The sequence below is a fragment of the Nocardia brasiliensis genome (assembly GCF_042691675.1).
Classification (GTDB): Bacteria; Actinomycetota; Actinomycetes; order Mycobacteriales; family Mycobacteriaceae; genus Nocardia; species Nocardia brasiliensis_D.
In genome coordinates this window covers 1,533,099-1,550,394 of the sequence record NZ_CP170507.1, presented here as the reverse complement: position 1 = coordinate 1,550,394, position 17,296 = coordinate 1,533,099, and the positions used below count along the sequence as shown (strand labels likewise).

Here is a 17,296-nt window from a genome sequence, read left to right as displayed (position 1 = left end):
AGTACTCAGCTCCTCTCTCGCGCCGGTTTCAGCGCGGCCAGGACGACGCGGCTGAGTTGCGCCAGCGAACCGCCCCGCGCAACGTCCATGACCGAAAGCTCGCACCCCAGTTGGTGACGAATCGCCGCCAGCAGCTCGGCGGCCATCAGCGAGTCCAGCCCCAGCTCGTCGAGCCGCCGGTGCAAGTCGATTCGGTCGGGGGTGGTCTGCATGACGTGCGCGACCAGCCCGACCATGGCCTGCTGAACAAGCTCCTCGGCGTCCTCGGGGGCAGCCGCCGCAATGGCAGCGCGAAACGCGCTCTTGCCGCCCTCCACGCCGTGGATGACCGGCGGCCGCACGCGCTCGAACCGTGGCGCCAGGATGCCGGGGAGCATAGTGGCCAGCGGACCCCAGTCGATTCGCACGACGGACGTGCCGTTGCGCTCGGCGCCGAGCAATTGCTCGAGACCGGCCAGCGCCTCCTCGGCGGAGATGACTCGCAACCCGAATCCCGACAGCTGGTCGGCCATACCGGTGCGGGCGACATGTCCGGCGTCGCTGATCGCGCCGTAGGCGATGACTTGGGCGACGAGACCTGATTGCTCCCGCTGCCTGGCGAATGCCTCCATGAACAAGTTGCCCGCAACGTAATTGGCCTGCCCGATCTGCCCGATTACCGAACTGGCGGACGAGATCAGCACGAAGAAGTCGAGCGCGCGCCCTTCGACCAGTTCGGCCAGGGTCAGCGCCCCCTGCATCTTCGGAATCAGCACGGCAGCGAACCGGGCGTCGTCGAGTTCGGCGAACGGCGCGTCGTCGAGCACCATCGCGGCATGTATCACGCCGCGGACCGGGTGCCCGGTGGCATCGATCGCCGCGAACACCTCGAGCATGGCGTCCCGGTCGGTGACGTCGGCGGCGTGGGCGGTGACCGCGACGCCGCGCAGGGTCAGTTCGTCGATGAGCTTCGGCGCTTCCGGCGCCTGCGGCCCGCTGCGGCTGACCAACGCCAAGTTCCGGGCCCCACGGTCGGCGAGCCAGCGCGCCGTTGCGGCGCCGAGCCCACTTAATCCGCCGGTGACCAGATAGGTGGCCGCCGGATCGAGCCGCACCGGTGCGGGCGCGCGCTCGACGGGCACCGCACCGTCGAACGAGACGACGACCTTGCCGATGTGCCGGGAATGCTGCAGGACCCGGAAGGCTTCCTCGATGCGTGCGGCGGGATACACCACATGTGGCAGTGCGGCGTAGCCCCGCGATGCGATCTCCCCGGCGACATTCCGGAACTGCATCGAGCCGAACACCGGGTGATCGACATCCATGGTGCTCAGGTCGGCGCAGAACACGCTGATATTTCTCTTCAACGCCCGAAGCAGCAGGGGATTGTTTTCGAGCACGTCGCGCTTGCCCAATTCGACGAACCGGCCGTGCGGTCGCAACAGCTCCAGGCTGCGATGCAGTGCCTCCCCGGCGAGGGAGTTGAGCACCACATCCACCCCACGTCCCTCGGTGACGGCCTCGACGTCGGCCACGAAAGCCATACTGCGGGAATCGAAGACGTGCTCGACCCCCAGCGAACGCAGGAACTCGCGTTTGATCGCGGACCCGGCGGTCGCGACGACCGTCGCACCGAGCTGCTGGGCGTATCGGACGGCGGCCAGGCCGACGCCGCCTGCTCCGCCATGCACCAGCAACACCTCTCCCGGCGCCAACTTCGCCAAGGTGTGCAAGGAGTAGTGCACGGTGGACACCGCGACAGGAAGCGTGGCGGCATGGGCGAAGGACATGGTGTCGGGCATCCTGCCGACATTCTCGGCGTCGGTAACGACGTGTGACGCAAGCGCGGCGGGGGCGTGTCCATACACGCGGTCCCCCGGCTGGAGGTCGCGGACCTGCGCACCGATCTCGGTGACCACCCCGGCGCACTCGAAACCGAGTCCCTGTTCGGCGAACGTGCCGTCGATGGCCTCCGGCGGCAGCATTCCGACCGCTTGCAGCACATCGCGGTAGTTCAGCGCCGTCGCACGGACCGCGACCACCACCTCCTTCGGTCCGGGAACCTTCGGCGAGGTGGGTTGCCAGGAGAATTCGCAGGACAGTCCGGGATTATGCAGTGCGAGCCGGTAGGGCTCGGGGTCGCCGGGCGCGACCACGGTCACCTCCGACGAAGCGTCGGTAATTCGTGGCACGAAGCGCCCTTCGCAGGTCAGCACCACCTCGTCCTCGTCGGTGGGCGTGAGCAACTCGCGCGCCAACCGGTCGGCGGCCGCGGTGAGCTCCGGACCGCGTTCGAGGGAGACTCGTTTGAGGCCGAGCGCAGGCTGCTCGTTGGTCAGCGTCCGTGCCACCCCCCAGAGCGCGGCGTCCGCTGGCATCTCCGCCCGCTCCGGCGCGGGCAGCGCGCCACTGGGCCGGGCAACGAGCCAAGACCGCACCTGCACGGTAGACGGCAGCTCCCGCAGCACAGCGGCGACGGCGCGCAGCACGGCGGCACGGCGCACCGTCCGTTCGATGGCGACGGCAGGCTCGGCCGAGGGCGCGGCGGACAGCAGAAACACCAGCCGCACCGACTCGGTATCGGGGGAGATCGGCAATCCCGCACGGGCGTACTCGCTCGCGGTGATGACGTGCGTCCCGGTACTGCCTGCCTCGATCAGCCGGTCGGCCAGTGCCGTGGCGAATACGAGTTCCGTGTCGTCCTCGGCGAGCAGTATCCATTGAGCTCCCAGCGGAGCCGGTGGCAGCACTGGAACGATTTCGGCGGCCGCGGCCTTGGTGGCGAGGATGACCGAGGACGCGTCGGCCATGGACTCCCGCTCACCGCCCAGCTGCCGCACCTCGGCGAAGCCGCAGCGGCGCAGCAGATCTGGCCATTGCGCGCGCGACAGCAGCGGCGATCGGGTCCGCGATTCTCTGTCGGTGAAGCTCCAGAAGCCGTCCAGAACGCCGTACGGCAGCGCCAACAGATGCGGCTCGTGCACTTCGGTGGCCAGCAGTAGGCCGCCCTCGGCGAGCAGGCGGCCGACCGAGGTCATCGAGCGGGCGAGGTCAGCGGCCGTGTGCAGCGCGTTCGAGGCGACGACGAGGTCGAAGCCGCGCTCGGGGAAGCCCTGGGCGTCGAGGTCCTGGTCGAGGTCGAGCCGGTGGTAGTCGACGAATTCGTAAGCCGCGAAACGCTTCTGCGCCTTGACGAAGAAGGCAGCGCTCACGTCGGTGAACAGATAGCGGGTCCGCTCCGGTGGCAGCAACGGCAGCAATGCCGCGGTGGTGCCGCCGGTCCCGGCGCCGATCTCGAGCACCCGCAGCGGCCGATCGTTCGGCCAGTGCTCTACTACCGCCTTCAGCACCGCGCGCAGCATCTCGTTGTCGTACTGGGCGATAGGGCCGACGTCGTAGGTCTGCTCCAGCAGCGACGCGCCGTCATTGAAGATTTCCTGCAGCGGATCCCCCTGCCCGAGCAGGAATTCCGGCAGCCGCCGCGCCGTATAGGTACTCAGTGTCGCCTCGGGTACGTCCTCGGGAAACTCGGTCAGCCAGGCGCGCAGCTGTGCCTGTGGTTCGGCCTCACCGGTCCAGCGCCACTGGCGTTCACCCACCGGCTCGGCCAAACCGTGCGCGCACGCCATCGACAGCAGCAGTTCGACCAGCCTCGAATATTTGGGAAGCAGGCCGGCCGCCAAGGCGTCGTCGAGGGCGAATGTCGGCGACTCGGGCAGGAGCCGAGTCAGCGCGGCGACGGCGTAATGGGTGCATGTTGCGATTGCCCGGGCCACGAGATCGGGCGATGGCGGGGTCACCGCGGCACTGTGCTCGAGCCACACCCGTGCGGCCGCTGCCAGCTCGCGGGCCGACGGCACGGGTGTACTCGTGATCGGCGCCTCGTAGTGCGGCGCGGCTTTGAGCACGCACGCATGCTGTTGCACGGGCTCGCCGGTGGCCGCTCGGAATCGTCGCAACCACACATCCGTGAGCTGCACGCTGACGACGCCCTCGGCATCGGTGACCGTGATGTCCCAGCGGACAAAGTCGTTGTGGCGGGCACGCGACCGGACCTGGATGAACCCGTCGGCGGGGGGTTGGTTCCAGCAGCGCGCGATCCCCACCGCGTGCGGCAGGAAGCAGGCACGGCCGTCGGCGATGTCGGCGAGCAATGGCGCGCCTGCTTGCAGTGCACCGTCCAGCAGTGCCGGATGGACCTCGTATCCGGCTTGCGAAGCGTCGAGGCGATAGGCGGCCAGCACCTCGTCGTGGCCGACCTCCAGCTGCTCGAGCACCTGGAACGACGGGCCGTAGTCGAGCCCGGCGCGGGCGGTAGCAACGTAATGCTCTGCCCCGCTTATCTTCTCGATCAGGGTGGCGCGGAGTTCGGCGAGGTCGACCGACGCGGGCCGAGGCCGCCACAGGCGCCGGACGCGACCCGTCGCGTTGGCCTGCCAGTCCGGATTCCCGTCCGCCTTGCTCGCGATCCGGACGGCACCGCTGGTTTCGGACAGCGACACCTGAAGGCTGACCGCGGGGGCGGACGCGTCCGGTGCGAGCACGAGAGCATTCGTGATCTGGAGGTCGGTGACCTCGACGGGAGCGTCGTGGACCCGGCGACCCGCGGCGAGGGCCATTTCGAGGAAGCCGGTGGCGGGCATGACGATCGCGCCCGCAACCCGGTGGTCGGCCAACCACGGCACCCGCGGCGGGGTGATGACGTCGCGCCAGGTCGGTTCGAGCACCGTGAGACGTTCGCCGAGCAGTGGATGATCGATCGTGCCATCACCGCCGTCGCGGAAGCTCCAGTCCGGGTTGCCGTTCCAGTGCTGTTCCCGCTGCCACGGATAGCGTGGCAGGTCCGTGACGAGCCCGGGGTCGGGGAAGTAGCGGGTCCAATCGAGCGGCGCGCCCGCCTCGATCAAACGCTCGACCGCGGCGTCGACGGCCTGCGCTCCGTCGGCCGATCGAACGAGGGTGGGCACCACGACGGCTGGGGTCTCCGACGACTTGGCCAGCCGCCGCAGATAACCCCGCAGCACCGGATGCGGGCCGATCTCTACGAAGATGTCGAAGCCGTCAGCGATCAATTGCTCGATGGCAGTGGCGAACAGCACCGGTTCGCGCACGTTGCGCCACCAGTATTCGGCACCGAGTTCGGTGCCGTCGATTTCGGTTCCGGTCACCGTGGAAATCAACGGCACCTCGGTTGCGGTAGGACTGAGTCCGGCCAGCCCCGTGTGCAGCATCGGCCGCAGGTCGTCCATGGCCTTGCTGTGGAACGGATAATCCAGATCGAGCTCCCGAAAGAAGACATCGCGGTCGGCCAGACGTGCCGCCAGCTCGGCGAGTTCGCCGGCGTCGCCGCTGACCGTGACGTCCTTGCCGCTGTTGATCCCGGCAATCTCCAGTCCCGGCCACGAGGACAGCAGCTCCGCGATCTCACCCGCGGGCAGTCCGACCGCGGCCATCTTGCCCCGGCCCGCGGTCGTCGCTTGAGCGCGGCTGCGTTCGGCGATGACCTGGCACGCCGCATCCAGATCGAGCGCACCGGCCAGGTATGCGGCCGCGACCTCGCCCACGCTGTGACCGACGACGGCCGCCGGAGTGACGCCGCGGACCCGCAACATTTCGGCCACGCCGAGCTGCACCGCGAACAGGGCAGGCTGGGCCACCTCGGTGGCCGACATCCGGGAGCACTCGGTCGGTGCGGACAGTTCCTCGGCGATCGACCAACCGAGGCGAGGCCGCAACAGCGCGTCCACCGCCGCGATCACACCGCCGAACACCGAATCGGCGAGCAGGTCGGCGGCCATGCCCGCCCACTGAGAACCGTTGCCGGAGAACACGAATGCCACCTGACCGCGTGCGGTCTCCGGCACCCTCTCGTGGATGGCTTCCGTGCCCTCGGCGATCGCGCGCAGCCGTTGGGCCGCCGCCGGGCCGTCATCGACGAGCACGGCCACCCGATCCGAGTGGCGGCTGCGCCTGCGCGTGAGGGTGTAGCAGGCGTCGTAGAACTTTTCCGGCGTCGCATCGGCAAGCTGCGCACCGAGCCGCCCGGCCGCTTCGGTGAGCGCGCCCGCCGAGCGGGCCGACACGACCAGCGGCAGCCGCCGACGGGTCGGCTCGGCGCCCGCCTGCCGCGGCGGTGCCTCGGCGAGAATCGCGTGCGCGTTCGCCCCGCCGAAGCCGAAGGAATTGACGCCCACCACGCCGGGCCGGTCGGCATCCATCGCCGTCTGTTCGATGGCGGGGGCCAGGCGCAATCCGTCGAAGTCGATCGCCGGATTGAGCGGCGTCGCGTGCAACGAGGGCGGGATGATCCGATGGCGCAGCACGAGAATCGCTTTCAGCAATCCCGCGATGCCCGAGGCCGCCTCCAGATGCCCGAGGTTGGTCTTGACCGAACCGATCGGCAGGTAACGCCCCGACCCACGCGGCACACCGAGGGCTCGACCGAGCGCGACGCACTCGACCGGATCACCCGCCGGCGTGCCGGTGCCGTGCGCTTCGACATAACCGACCTCGTCCGGCTCGATCCCCGCCATGGCGTACACCTTGCGCAACAAGGCTTCCTGCGCAACCGCGCTGGGCAGTGCGAGCCCGGGAGTACGGCCGTCACAGTTGACCCCGGTGCCACGGATCACCGCGTGCACGCGATCGCCGTCTGCGACGGCATCGGCCAACCGCTTCAACACCACGAAGCCGCCGCCCTCGGCACGGACATAGCCGTCGGCATCGGCCGAAAACGCCCGGCACCGGCCGGTCGGTGAGAGCATCGCCGCCTGCGCGAAGCCGACCATGGTGTACGGGTTGAGCAGGATGGTTATCCCACCGGCCAGCGATACCCGGCTCTCGCCGGTCCGAAGTGCCTGGCATGCCTGGTGCAAGGCCACCAAGGCGGAGGAACATGCGGTGTCGATGGCCATGCTCGGCCCGCGGAAGTCGAAGAAGTGGGATATCCGGTTCGCCGCGATCGACTGCGCGACGCCGGAATTGGTGTACGCGTCGATGTTCCGGAACTCGAATTGCTGGGTGGCGTATCCGACCTCGGAAAGACCGACGAACACTCCGGTGTCCGAGCCGGACAGCTCGCGAATATCGGCACCCGCGTCGTCGAGTGCCTCCATCGCCAGTTCCAGCAGCATTCGCTGCTGCGGATCCATCCGGCTCGCTTCCCGCGGCGAGATGCCGAAGAACGGCGCGTCGAACGCGGCGATATCCACGTCGGTCAGCACGCCCGCCGCGCTGGTGTAGCTCTTGCCGGGCCGGCGCTCGCCGGGAGCGACGATCCTGCTCGCATCGAAACGGTCGCTCGGTATCTCGGTGACGACATCGAGCCCGGCGGACAACGTCGTCCACAACCCGGCCAGGTCCGCGATGCCGCCGGGCAGCCGCAGCGCCACACCGACGATCGCGATGTCCGTACTCTGCTGGGCGGCACCGAAATCCGACATTCATCCTCCTGGTCCGATGCCCCGAGTCGGGGCTGTGGTCATCGCGACGATCGTTGGCAAACAGAGCGGCACACACGGCGAGCAGCGGAAGCATGGGCACGGTGGCGTCGACGATCGATGCCACGGCAAGGGTTGATCCGAATTCTTCAGCGCGACTGGTCTGTGCCACCGACAGTCCGCCGAGGGCGACGGAAGAGATCACCACATTCGGCCACCGGTGGGCGGCGCGGATAGATCGGGATGGGCGGACCGATGAAGAATTCGACCGCGAACCTACCAAGCGGAATCATCGAGCGCAAGCCCACGATCGCGAAAAATGCTGTGCGACAGCACATTTCATTGCCCACACGACGGAGGTCCGGCAACCATTATTCGTTGCCGAGGCACCCGCGGATGGGAATCAATTGCCGCCCGATGTTGAACGGTCGACTTACTCGGGCGACAGTCCAGCGTTCCGGGGCTCCCCCGCGAAACCCGTGGCGGCGCCGCACGGCACGCCGTAGTCTCGCCGTGTGACCGCTTCTGTCGAGGATCTCGCGCGTGCGTCCGAAGCCGTCGGCGACCTATTGGCCGGTGTGCGGGACGATCAGTGGACAGCGCCGACGCCGTGTAGCGCATGGAATGTGCGGGATGTGGTCGAACATCTGGTGACGGTGAATCTGACGTTCGCGGCGCTGATCAACGACAGTCCGCTGCCCGAGCGCGGCGCCGACCTGCTCGGCGACGACCCGGTCGAGGCCTACCGGGCCTCCGCCTCATCATTGCTCGCCATCTTCGACCATCCCGAGATTCGCGAGCGATCCCATTCCGGCCCGTTGGCCGAGCAATTGCGGCTTCGGCTCGCCGATCTGGTCACGCACGGCTGGGATCTGGCGCAGGCCACCGGGATTCCGGCGCGGCTGCCCGGCGAACTCGCCGAACAATCGCTGGCCTTCCTGCAGGAGCAACTCGCCATCCGGCCGCGGGGCGCCCAATTCGCCGAGGCACAGCACATCGAGGACACCGCCCCGGCGATCGACCGGCTCGCCGCGTTCGCGGGACGGTCGGTCCCGCCGAAGTTGTGAATGCTCAGTCCGGTCGCCGCTTCCGGGCCAGCAGCCACAGCACGATTGCGGTAGTGGCAAACGGGATCACGACGAAAGCCAAACCGACGACGGCCATATCGGGATCATCGAGATCGATGTAATTCCACTTGCTGGCGAGAAACTGGGAAGTCACCTGGAACATGGCGTGGAAACCCATGCATGCCAACAGGTTTCCGGTCGTAGCCCGAATCGCGCCGAGCACCAGGGAGAACGCGAAGAACAGCACGACGCGGTCGATCGCTCCGGCCGCGCCGATCAGCACTCCCCACCCCGTGAAAAGCGCCGCCTGGGCGACAACAGTTATTCCGGTGGACCATTGTTCGGCCAAATTCGTGAAGAAGTAGCCGCGGAAAATGAGCTCCTCCGGAACAGCTTCGTACAGCAGCACCAGCACGACGAGTCCCAGAAGCGGCGCGAAAACCTCCGGCAGCGATGTCCGCAGCGTGAGATCCGCCCAACCGAGCCACAGCATCAAGGCCATGGACAACAAGGCGGGAATGCCCCAGCACGCGGCGCCGAACAGGAACGCGCGCCCACCGCGTCCCACGGATGACCAGCCGAGCCCGGACCAGGGCTGCCGGTCGAGAAACCGCCGTGCCGCATAGATCAACGGCACGGTGAACAGCGTCGCGCCGACCGCACGCACCACATGACCACCGCGGGTGTATTCGTCGCCGACCACCGCGTCGACGCCGTGGTACAGCACCAGCCACCACACCGTCACAGCCGCGAAAACCACCCCCAGCCGGATCGCGACGGCGGGTCGGTCACGCTGTGATTTCACGGATAACGCCACGTCGCGACCATATCGGCTACCCCACGGCGGCCACATCCTACGAAATGGTGACTCCCGGCCGGGTGCGCTGATCGGCCCCGCTTTTCGCTCGTCCGGGAGCCCGGTTGCCGTAGCCTTCAGGAGAGCCGAGGGGGGCTGACGGAGGGCCAGACGATGACTTATCCGCCGGACGGGCAGCCCCCGTCCCAGGATCCGCAGTTTCCGCGACAGCCCGCGGAACCCACCGGTTATCCGCCGCCGACGGACTACCCACCGGCCGAATATCCGCCGCCGGAACCACCGAGCGGGCAAAGACCGTCGAAGAAAAGCAAGGTCGGCCTGATCGTCGGGCTGGTGGCGGTGCTACTGGTCGCGCTCGGCGGTGCGGTGGCGATCGGGGCCGTGCTGACCGCACAGGGGAAGGGTCCGTTCGCCTCCGATACCAGGCGGATCGAAGTGGCCATCCACGACTTCTACGACACGCTCGAGTCGAAGGGATTCGAGGCCGCCGCGGCCACGGCGTGCGCGGCGGATCGGGCCCAGTTCGACGCGTTGCCGGAGGAACAGAAGCAACAGTTCGCCTCGGCGACAGTCGCGGTCGACGTCGATAAGATCGACCGCATCATGATCACCGGTGACGCCGCGACCGCGCACATCACCGGCAAGCTCGCCTTGGAACTTCCAGGTCACGCACCCGATATCGACACCGACACCACCGAACACCTGAAGAAGGAAGACGGTAAGTGGAAGGTCTGCTCCGCGCCCTCGGAACGGCGTTGACACAGCACTCCCGTGCGGCGACGAGCGCGCTATGAGCAATCGACCCACGGGCAGCACGTGTTGCGGGCCGTCCCGGCGAACCTTGCTCGGCGTCCTCGGCCTGACCGCGCTGCTGCCGTTGGCGCGACCGAGTTCGGCTCGGGCCCAACCGCATCCGCTGATCGCGACCGATCTGGAAGTGGTCACGATCACCGATCGGTCGGTGATCCTCACCTGGACGACGGTGGCACCCGACCGCGCCGGACGGCTCATGCCGGTGGATGCCGACGCGGAAGTGCGCCTGGCTCCGGCTGATTCGGCGCGCACGCCGGTTCCGGTACACGCCGACCCGCGACCGACGCCCTTCCACTACGCCGAGATCGACGGCCTCGAACCCGGCCGCACTTACCGTTTCGAGGCGTGGTCGCACGGCGTGCGCGCGGTACCGGCCCTTTCCTTGACCACACTGAGCCCAGGAACCCCCGAATCCACCGGCGAATTCACCACCTTGGTGCCGCCGCCCGGCCGCCCGCTGCGCACCCTCGCACTGGCCAACGACGTGCACTACGGCGAAGAGGTCAGCGGCCTGCTCGTCGCCGGACTGCCACCCGGCTTCCGCCAGGACGTGCCGCCATATCCCAAGGTGATGTTGGCGGCCATGCTCGACGACCTGCGCCGCCCCGACCGTGGCGCCGAGTTGCTGCTCATCGCCGGTGATCTCACCGATGAAGCGTCCTTGCCGGATGCCCGTGGCGTCCGAGCGCGACTCGACGATTGGGGCAGCATGGGCAGCGACTACCTGGTCGTGCGCGGCAACCACGATCGCCCGCACGTCGGCCCGGACTATGCCGGCTGCCGCCCCGCGCCCGCCGATCACCACGACTGCTTCGCCGAGGCATTCACCCCGCGCCAGCAGTTGATCGAGCACGAGGTCGGCGGGCTGCGCCTGCTCGGCCTGGACACCAGTGAACTCGACGGCTCCGGCGGCACCATCGACCGCCCGCAATTCGATCAGCTCACCGACCGATTGCGCGGCGACCCGGACCGGCCGACCCTGGTCTTCGGCCACCACCCGGTCACCATCGAATCCGGCTTCACCAATCTCGCGGGCCCGGGTTTCGTGCTGAACGGCCGAGACAGCGCCGAACTCCAAGCCCGGTACGCGCGCTCCCCCGGCGTTTTCCTCCAGCACAGCGGCCACACCCACCGCAATCGCCGCACCCGCCCCGACACCGCGTGCGCCGTCGAATTCCTGGAAGTCGCCGCGGTGAAGGAATACCCGGGCGGCTACAGCCTGCTCCGCCTGTACGAAGGCGGTTACATGGTCAACTTCTACAAGACCCGCACCGACGCCGCCCGCCGCTGGAGCGCCACCACCAGGGGCGAATACTTCGGCCTACTCCCCGATTACACCCTGGGCACCACCGCCGACCGCAATCACGTTGTGCTACGCGATTTCTCGGGACTCGAATAACCGAACGGGAATTTCGGCCGCGCCGCTGTCGGACCGATATCATCCGCGCACGTCGGACGCGGTATGTTCCTTAGGTAAGCCTCATCAACATGTATGGGGAATTCAACGCGGAAGGACCGAGCTGATGCCCGTCGGTTGGAAAAAGATCTCCGTAGTACTGGCAGTCACGGTAGCGACGCTGAGCATCCAGGCATGCTCGAATTCCTCCGACGACGACACTGAAGACATCACGGTCTACAACGCGCAACACGAATCGCTCACCAAGGAGTGGGTGGCCGCGTTCACCAAGGAGACCGGCATCAAGGTCACGTTGCGGCAGGGCGGCGATACCGCGCTGGGCAACCAGCTCGTCGCCGAGGGCGTCGCATCGCCCGCCGACGTCTTCCTCACCGAGAATTCCCCCGCCATGGCACTGGTGGAAAACGCCGGTCTATTCGCCGACGTGGCCAAGCAGACGCTGGACCAGGTGCCCGCGCAGTTCCGTCCGTCCACCGGCAAGTGGACCGGAGTGGCCGCTCGCTCAACGGTTTTCGTCTACAACAAGGACAAGGTGGCGGCCGACCAGTTGCCCGCCTCACTGCTCGACCTCGCGCAGCCGCAGTGGAAAGGTCGCTGGGGCGCGGGCGTCTCGGGCGCCGATTTCCAGGCCATCGTGGCCGCCCTGCTCGCGCTGAAGGGCGAGGACGCCACCCGCGCCTGGCTGAAGGGCATGAAGGAGAACGCGACCGCCTTCCCGAACAACGTGGCCACCATGAAGGCGGTCGATTCGGGCAACCCGGACGGCGGCGTGATCTACCACTACTACTGGTACCGCGACCAGGCCAAGACCAAGGAGAGCAGCAGCCACACCGCGCTGCACTACTTCAAGAACCAGGATCCCGGCGCGTTCGTCAGCGTCTCCGGCGGCGGCGTGCTGAAGTCGAGCAAGAAGCAGGAGTCGGCGCAGAAGTTCCTGGCGTTCATCGTCGGCAAGGCGGGCCAGCAGGTGCTGCGCGACGGCGACTCGATGGAGTACCCGGTCGCCAGTGATGTCGCCGCCAACCCGGCCCTGCCGCCGCTGGCCGACCTGCAGGCGCCCATTGTCGATCCGTCCGAGCTGGACGCGAAGAAGGTCACCGCGCTGATGACCGAGGCGGGCCTGCTCTAGCCGTGGCCCTTCGGACCGTTGTCGCCGCGCCCCGGGTCGGCCGACCGGGGCCCCTCGTCACGACCGTCGCCCTGCTGCTGGTGGCGGCGACGTTCGTGCCGCTGGGCTACATCGTGTCCGAGATCTTCTCGACCGGGCCGAGTCAGGCGGCCGAGCTGGTGTTCCGGCCCAGAGTCGGTCAGCTGCTGGCCAATACGGTCGGCCTGGTGGTGTGCACGGTGCCGATCTGCATAGTGCTCGGGGTCGGCCTCGCGTGGGTAGTCGAGCGTAGCGATGTGCCCGGAAAGGCTTGGTGGGGGCCGATATTCGCGGCGCCGCTGGCGGTACCGGCGTTCGTGAACAGCTACGCCTGGGTCAGCGCGTTCCCGACCATGCACGGCCTGTCCGCCGGGGTGGTCATCGCCAGCATGTCGTACTTCCCGCTGGTCTATCTGCCCGCGGCGGCCACGCTGCGCCGCCTCGACCCCGCGGTGGAGGAGTCCGCGCGGGCTCTCGGGTCCGGGCCGGTGGCGGTGTTCGCGCGAATCGTGTTGCCGCAGTTGCGGTTGGCCATTCTCGGTGGCGGACTGCTCATCGCGCTGCACCTGCTCGCCGAGTACGGCGCGTTCGTGATGGTTCGCTTCGACACCTTCACCACCGCGATCTTCGAGCAGTACCAGTCCAGTTTCGCCGGTCCCGCGGGCAGCATGCTGGCCGGTGTTCTCGTGCTGTGTTGTCTGGTGCTGCTCGCGGGTGAGGCGGGGCTGCGCGGCCGGGCTCGCTACGCCAGGATCGGCAGCGGTGCGCCGCGCGCCGCCGCGCGGATCCGGTTGGGCCCCGGCACGATTCCGGTGCTGGCCGCGCTCGCCGTGGTGACCATCGGCGCACTCGGTGTTCCGCTGTGGACCATCGGCCGCTGGCTGCGCATCGGCGGCGCGCAGGTGTGGGATTTCACCGAGATCGGCGAGGCGCTCGGGCAGACCGTCGGGCTCGCTTCGGTGGCGGCGTTGCTCACCACACTGTGCGCGTTCCCGGTCGCCTGGATCGCGGTCCGGTCCACCTCGGTGTTCGCCCGAATGGTGGAGGGCGCCAACTACATCACCAGTTCGCTGCCCGGCATCGTCATCGCGCTGGCGATGGTGACGGTGACCATCCGATGGGCGCCGCCGCTCTATCAGACGGCGACCATGGTGGTCGCCGCCTACGTGCTGCTGTTTCTGCCCCGCGCGCTGGTCAGCGTGCGGGCCGGGCTCGCGCAGGTGCCGATCGGACTGGAAGAGGTGTCGCGCTCGCTCGGTAAGTCCGGCCCGGTCACCTTCGTGCGAGTCACCCTGCGGCTCACCGCCCCCGCCGCCGCCTCGGCCGCCGCGCTGGTGTTCGTCGCCGTCGCGACCGAACTGACCGCGACACTGCTGTTGGCGCCCAATGGGACTCGCACGCTGGCCATGCGGTTCTGGTCGCTGTCCGGTGAATTGGACTACGCGGCTGCGGCACCCTATGCGCTGATCATGATCATCGCGGCGGTGCCGGTGACCTATCTGCTGTTCACCCAATCCCGGAAGGCGGCCGGTATATGAGTCAGCTTGTCGTCGAGAATATTTCGAAGACGTTCGGCCAGCACCGGGTGCTCGACGGGATCACCCTCGCAGTGCCGGATCGGACGTCGACCGCGGTGGTGGGCTCCTCCGGCTGCGGGAAGACGACGCTGCTGCGGGTCGTTGCCGGATTCGAGACGCCGGACGCGGGATCGGTCGCGATCGGTTCGGAAATGGTTGCCCGCGACGGTTTCTCGGTGCCGCCGCAGCGCCGCAATATCGGTTACGTCGCCCAGGACGGCGCGTTGTTTCCGCATCTGACGGTCGGCCAGAACATCGCCTACGGACTGCGCACCGGGTTCGCCGGGTGGCGCGGCGGCAAGCGCCGGGTCGATGAGCTCTTGGAGATGGTCTCGCTGGACCCCGCCTACGCCGACCGCCGACCGCACCAGCTCTCCGGCGGTCAGCAACAGCGCGTCGCACTGGCCCGCGCACTGGCCCGCAAGCCCGACGTGATGCTGCTGGACGAGCCGTTCAGCGCGCTCGACGCCGGACTGCGCGCGACGACCAGGCAGGCCGTCGCCGACACGCTGCGCGCGGCGGGAATGACCAGCATCCTGGTCACCCACGACCAGGAAGAGGCACTGTGCTTCGCCGAGCAGGTCGCGGTGATGCGGGACGGCCGGTTCACCCAGGTCGGCGCGCCGGAACAGGTCTACGCCGCGCCGACGGACCTGTTCACCGCTCGCTTCCTCGGCGACTGCGTGCTGCTGGACGCGGTGGTGGACGGCGAAGTGGCCGAGTGCGTGCTCGGCCGGATTCCCGTGCAGAAGTCCGCGCCCAGCGGCCAGGCGACCATCATGATGCGGCCGGAACAGCTTGTCGCCCATGTTGTTTCGAATGGCGACGCGGACAGCGGCGTGGTCCGGGAGGTCGAATTCCGCGGCGCCGACGTGATGCTCACCATCGCACTGGATGGCCGCAGCGACGCGGTACGCGTGCGCCGGGCCAGCGTCGCCGCCCCGGCCGCCGGCCAGCGCGTGCGACTCGAGGTGCTCGGTTCGGCGGTGGCGTACGCCGAATCGAGCGTCGTCGCCTGAGGCGACCCTCGAGCCCCTGTTGGAGCGAGCGGCGGGAATTGAACCCGCGTAAACGGCTTTGCAGACCGTTGCCTCAACCACTCAGCCACGCCCGCCTCGCCATTGATAGTGCCCTGAGCAGGCACCCGGCCCCACCCTTGCGCTCACTCTGATTCGAAGAACGCGCTCGATTCGAAGACAGTGTGATCCGAAGTCCCCCTGGATGTCCCCGACCCGCGCCCACCCGCATGGAATGATCGGAACATGTCTCGGCCACGCCCACTTCCGCTCGATCCGATCGAGGAGGCCCATCGCCAATGGGTCGGCCACGGCTGGGGGGACGTGGCCGACGGCATGGCCGCGGTGACCTCCCTCGTGCGGGCCCAGCAAATCGTGATGGCCCGGGTGGACGAGGCGCTGAAACCGACCGGTTTGACCTTCTCCCGATACGAACTGCTCATGCTGCTGAGCTTCAGCAAGACCGGCGCGCTGCCGATGGCGAAGGCGAGCGCGCGGTTGCAGGTGCACCCCACCAGCGTGACCAATACCGTCGATCGACTCGAGGCGGCGAAGCTGGTCGAGCGGGTGCCCCATCCCACCGACCGGCGCGCGACCTTGATCGAGATCACCGATGCCGGAAGGGAATTGGTCGCGCAGGCGACAGAGGAACTCAATACCAAGGTCTTCGCGCTGCCCGGCCTGCCGCCGGATCGGCTGCACACCCTGCTGCAGCTACTGGCGGAATTCCGACATGCCGCAGGCGACTTCGATACCGGCAATGAACAGGCACACTGGTCCGCGACCTAGTCCGAAACGCGACGGCCGTACTGGACGGTCCAATACAGGCTCCGATTGACCAACCGGTAACGGTCCGGCATCCAACTAGCGAATTTCCCAGCCTGTTGTCTTGGCAGCGGGCCCGAAAGGGTTCACCATGTAAACCATGGTGCTGGTCTTGGGGGTGTCGGCGGGCGCTGGCGGCGCACGCGCGATGCTGACGCATTCCGATCAGCCACACCTCCCCCCGATCGACCGCTGCGAGGTACCGCGCCGCGCCGGTGGCGGCGTCGAAGAACCCGTTTTCGAGGCGATCCGCCAGATGCGTGCCGCCGCGGACCGGCGCGACGAATTGGTCACCGGAACCGCCGTGACCTGCCGCTGCACCATGCACGCCGACGCCGTCCGATCCGTCGCGGGCCGCAACCGCCTCACCATCGTCGACGAACCGCTGGCCCAGCTGCGCTATCTACGATTCACCGGGCAGTTGCCCGACGACGGCTCGGTGCTCCTCTACGACCTCGGCACGTCCGGGCTGACCATCACCCATGCCGACTGCCGTACCGACACCATCCTGGCAGGCAAGCGCAGTACCGTGCTCGGCGGCGACGGCTACGACGCCCTGCTGCGCTGGCAGCTCGCGCGTGGCGGCGTGCTCACCGACAAGCTGACCAGCCGCAGGCATCGGGAGGCGCTGAGCAGCGAGCGGGTGGTCACCGCGATCGACCCGATTTCCGGCGGACGCGAAGTGGTCACCCGCAGTGACCTGGCGGAATTGTGCGCCGCGAGCATTCATCATTCGGCGTCGTTCGTGCACCAGCTGATCGAGGAGAGCGGCGTCGAGCCCAAGGCGCTGGTGCTACTCGGCGGCTGCACCCGCAATCCGAGCATTCGCGAGGAGCTGGCCGAGCTGATCGACCTGCCGATCATCTATGACCCGGAGCCGGACTATGTTTCGGCGCGCGGTGCGGTATTGCTCGCCGCGGAGCGGCACAGTGGCGACGTGCGGATGCCGCGCGCCCGCGCGGGTGCGGCGCTGTCCGCCTCGCTGGTGCACGGCCCGGTCGACCGCCGCAAGCTCATCGCCGCCGTCGCGGTGACGGCGGCGCTCGGCGCGACCATCGCGGGAATCCTTGCCATGGACAAGAGTTCGGCCGAACCGAACCATGGCACCACACCGACGCCGATGGAGATCGTCGTGCCGTCGCCGTCGCATTTCGGATAGCGGCGCACATCCCGAGCTAAGTGGATCGGAATTCTGCCGG

10 protein-coding genes and 1 tRNA gene are annotated in these 17,296 nt (G+C 68.1%); 8 read left to right on the top strand and 3 right to left on the bottom strand.

Annotated features, from left to right (window positions below; all coding sequences use genetic code 11):
* Positions 1-5 precede the first annotated feature (5 nt).
* Positions 6-7,421 (bottom strand): SDR family NAD(P)-dependent oxidoreductase, encoded by a 7,416-nt coding sequence (locus tag ACFK0J_RS07155; protein WP_378737677.1) that lies wholly within the window; start codon positions 7,419-7,421, stop codon positions 6-8.
* 512 nt (positions 7,422-7,933) lie between these two features.
* Between ACFK0J_RS07155 and ACFK0J_RS07150 the strand changes: the two genes are divergently transcribed.
* Entirely contained in the window at positions 7,934-8,485 is a 552-nt protein-coding gene (locus ACFK0J_RS07150) for a TIGR03086 family metal-binding protein (protein ID WP_378737675.1), read from the top strand.
* Positions 8,486-8,489: 4 nt separating this feature from the next.
* Here the strand turns inward: ACFK0J_RS07150 and ACFK0J_RS07145 are convergent, their stop codons facing one another.
* A complete protein-coding gene (locus ACFK0J_RS07145; protein ID WP_378737672.1) occupies positions 8,490-9,302 on the bottom strand; it encodes a CPBP family intramembrane glutamic endopeptidase in 813 nt (270 codons plus the stop codon).
* Between the two features lie 153 nt (positions 9,303-9,455).
* On the opposite strand from ACFK0J_RS07145, the gene ACFK0J_RS07140 reads away from it, so the two are divergent.
* The 5 genes from ACFK0J_RS07140 (at position 9,456) to ACFK0J_RS07120 (ending at position 15,275) form a co-directional block, all read left to right on the top strand.
* Entirely contained in the window at positions 9,456-10,061 is a 606-nt protein-coding gene (locus ACFK0J_RS07140; protein ID WP_378737670.1) for a hypothetical protein, read from the top strand.
* A 31-nt stretch (positions 10,062-10,092) separates the two neighbouring features.
* Positions 10,093-11,514 carry a metallophosphoesterase gene (locus tag ACFK0J_RS07135; RefSeq protein ID WP_378737668.1) on the top strand — a complete coding sequence of 474 codons (1,422 nt, stop codon included), beginning with the start codon at positions 10,093-10,095 and terminating at the stop codon, positions 11,512-11,514.
* Between the two features lie 124 nt (positions 11,515-11,638).
* Positions 11,639-12,661 carry an iron ABC transporter substrate-binding protein gene (locus tag ACFK0J_RS07130; RefSeq protein ID WP_378737666.1) on the top strand — a complete coding sequence of 341 codons (1,023 nt, stop codon included), beginning with the start codon at positions 11,639-11,641 and terminating at the stop codon, positions 12,659-12,661.
* A 2-nt stretch (positions 12,662-12,663) separates the two neighbouring features.
* Complete coding sequence (locus ACFK0J_RS07125) at positions 12,664-14,217, top strand: ABC transporter permease (protein ID WP_378737664.1); 1,554 nt, start codon at positions 12,664-12,666, stop codon at positions 14,215-14,217.
* Positions 14,214-15,275 carry an ABC transporter ATP-binding protein gene (locus ACFK0J_RS07120; protein WP_378737663.1) on the top strand — a complete coding sequence of 354 codons (1,062 nt, stop codon included), beginning with the start codon at positions 14,214-14,216 and terminating at the stop codon, positions 15,273-15,275. The genes ACFK0J_RS07125 and ACFK0J_RS07120 overlap by 4 nt, the downstream gene beginning before the upstream one ends.
* 20 nt (positions 15,276-15,295) lie before the next feature.
* Here ACFK0J_RS07120 and ACFK0J_RS07115 read toward each other — a convergent pair.
* A tRNA-Cys gene (locus ACFK0J_RS07115) sits at positions 15,296-15,370 on the bottom strand.
* A 148-nt stretch (positions 15,371-15,518) separates the two neighbouring features.
* Between ACFK0J_RS07115 and ACFK0J_RS07110 the strand changes: the two genes are divergently transcribed.
* Entirely contained in the window at positions 15,519-16,061 is a 543-nt protein-coding gene (locus tag ACFK0J_RS07110; RefSeq protein WP_378737661.1) for a MarR family winged helix-turn-helix transcriptional regulator, read from the top strand.
* 136 nt (positions 16,062-16,197) lie between these two features.
* Positions 16,198-17,256, top strand: a complete 1,059-nt coding sequence (locus ACFK0J_RS07105) for an Hsp70 family protein (RefSeq protein ID WP_378737659.1) — start codon at positions 16,198-16,200, stop codon at positions 17,254-17,256.
* Positions 17,257-17,296: the final 40 nt, after the last annotated feature.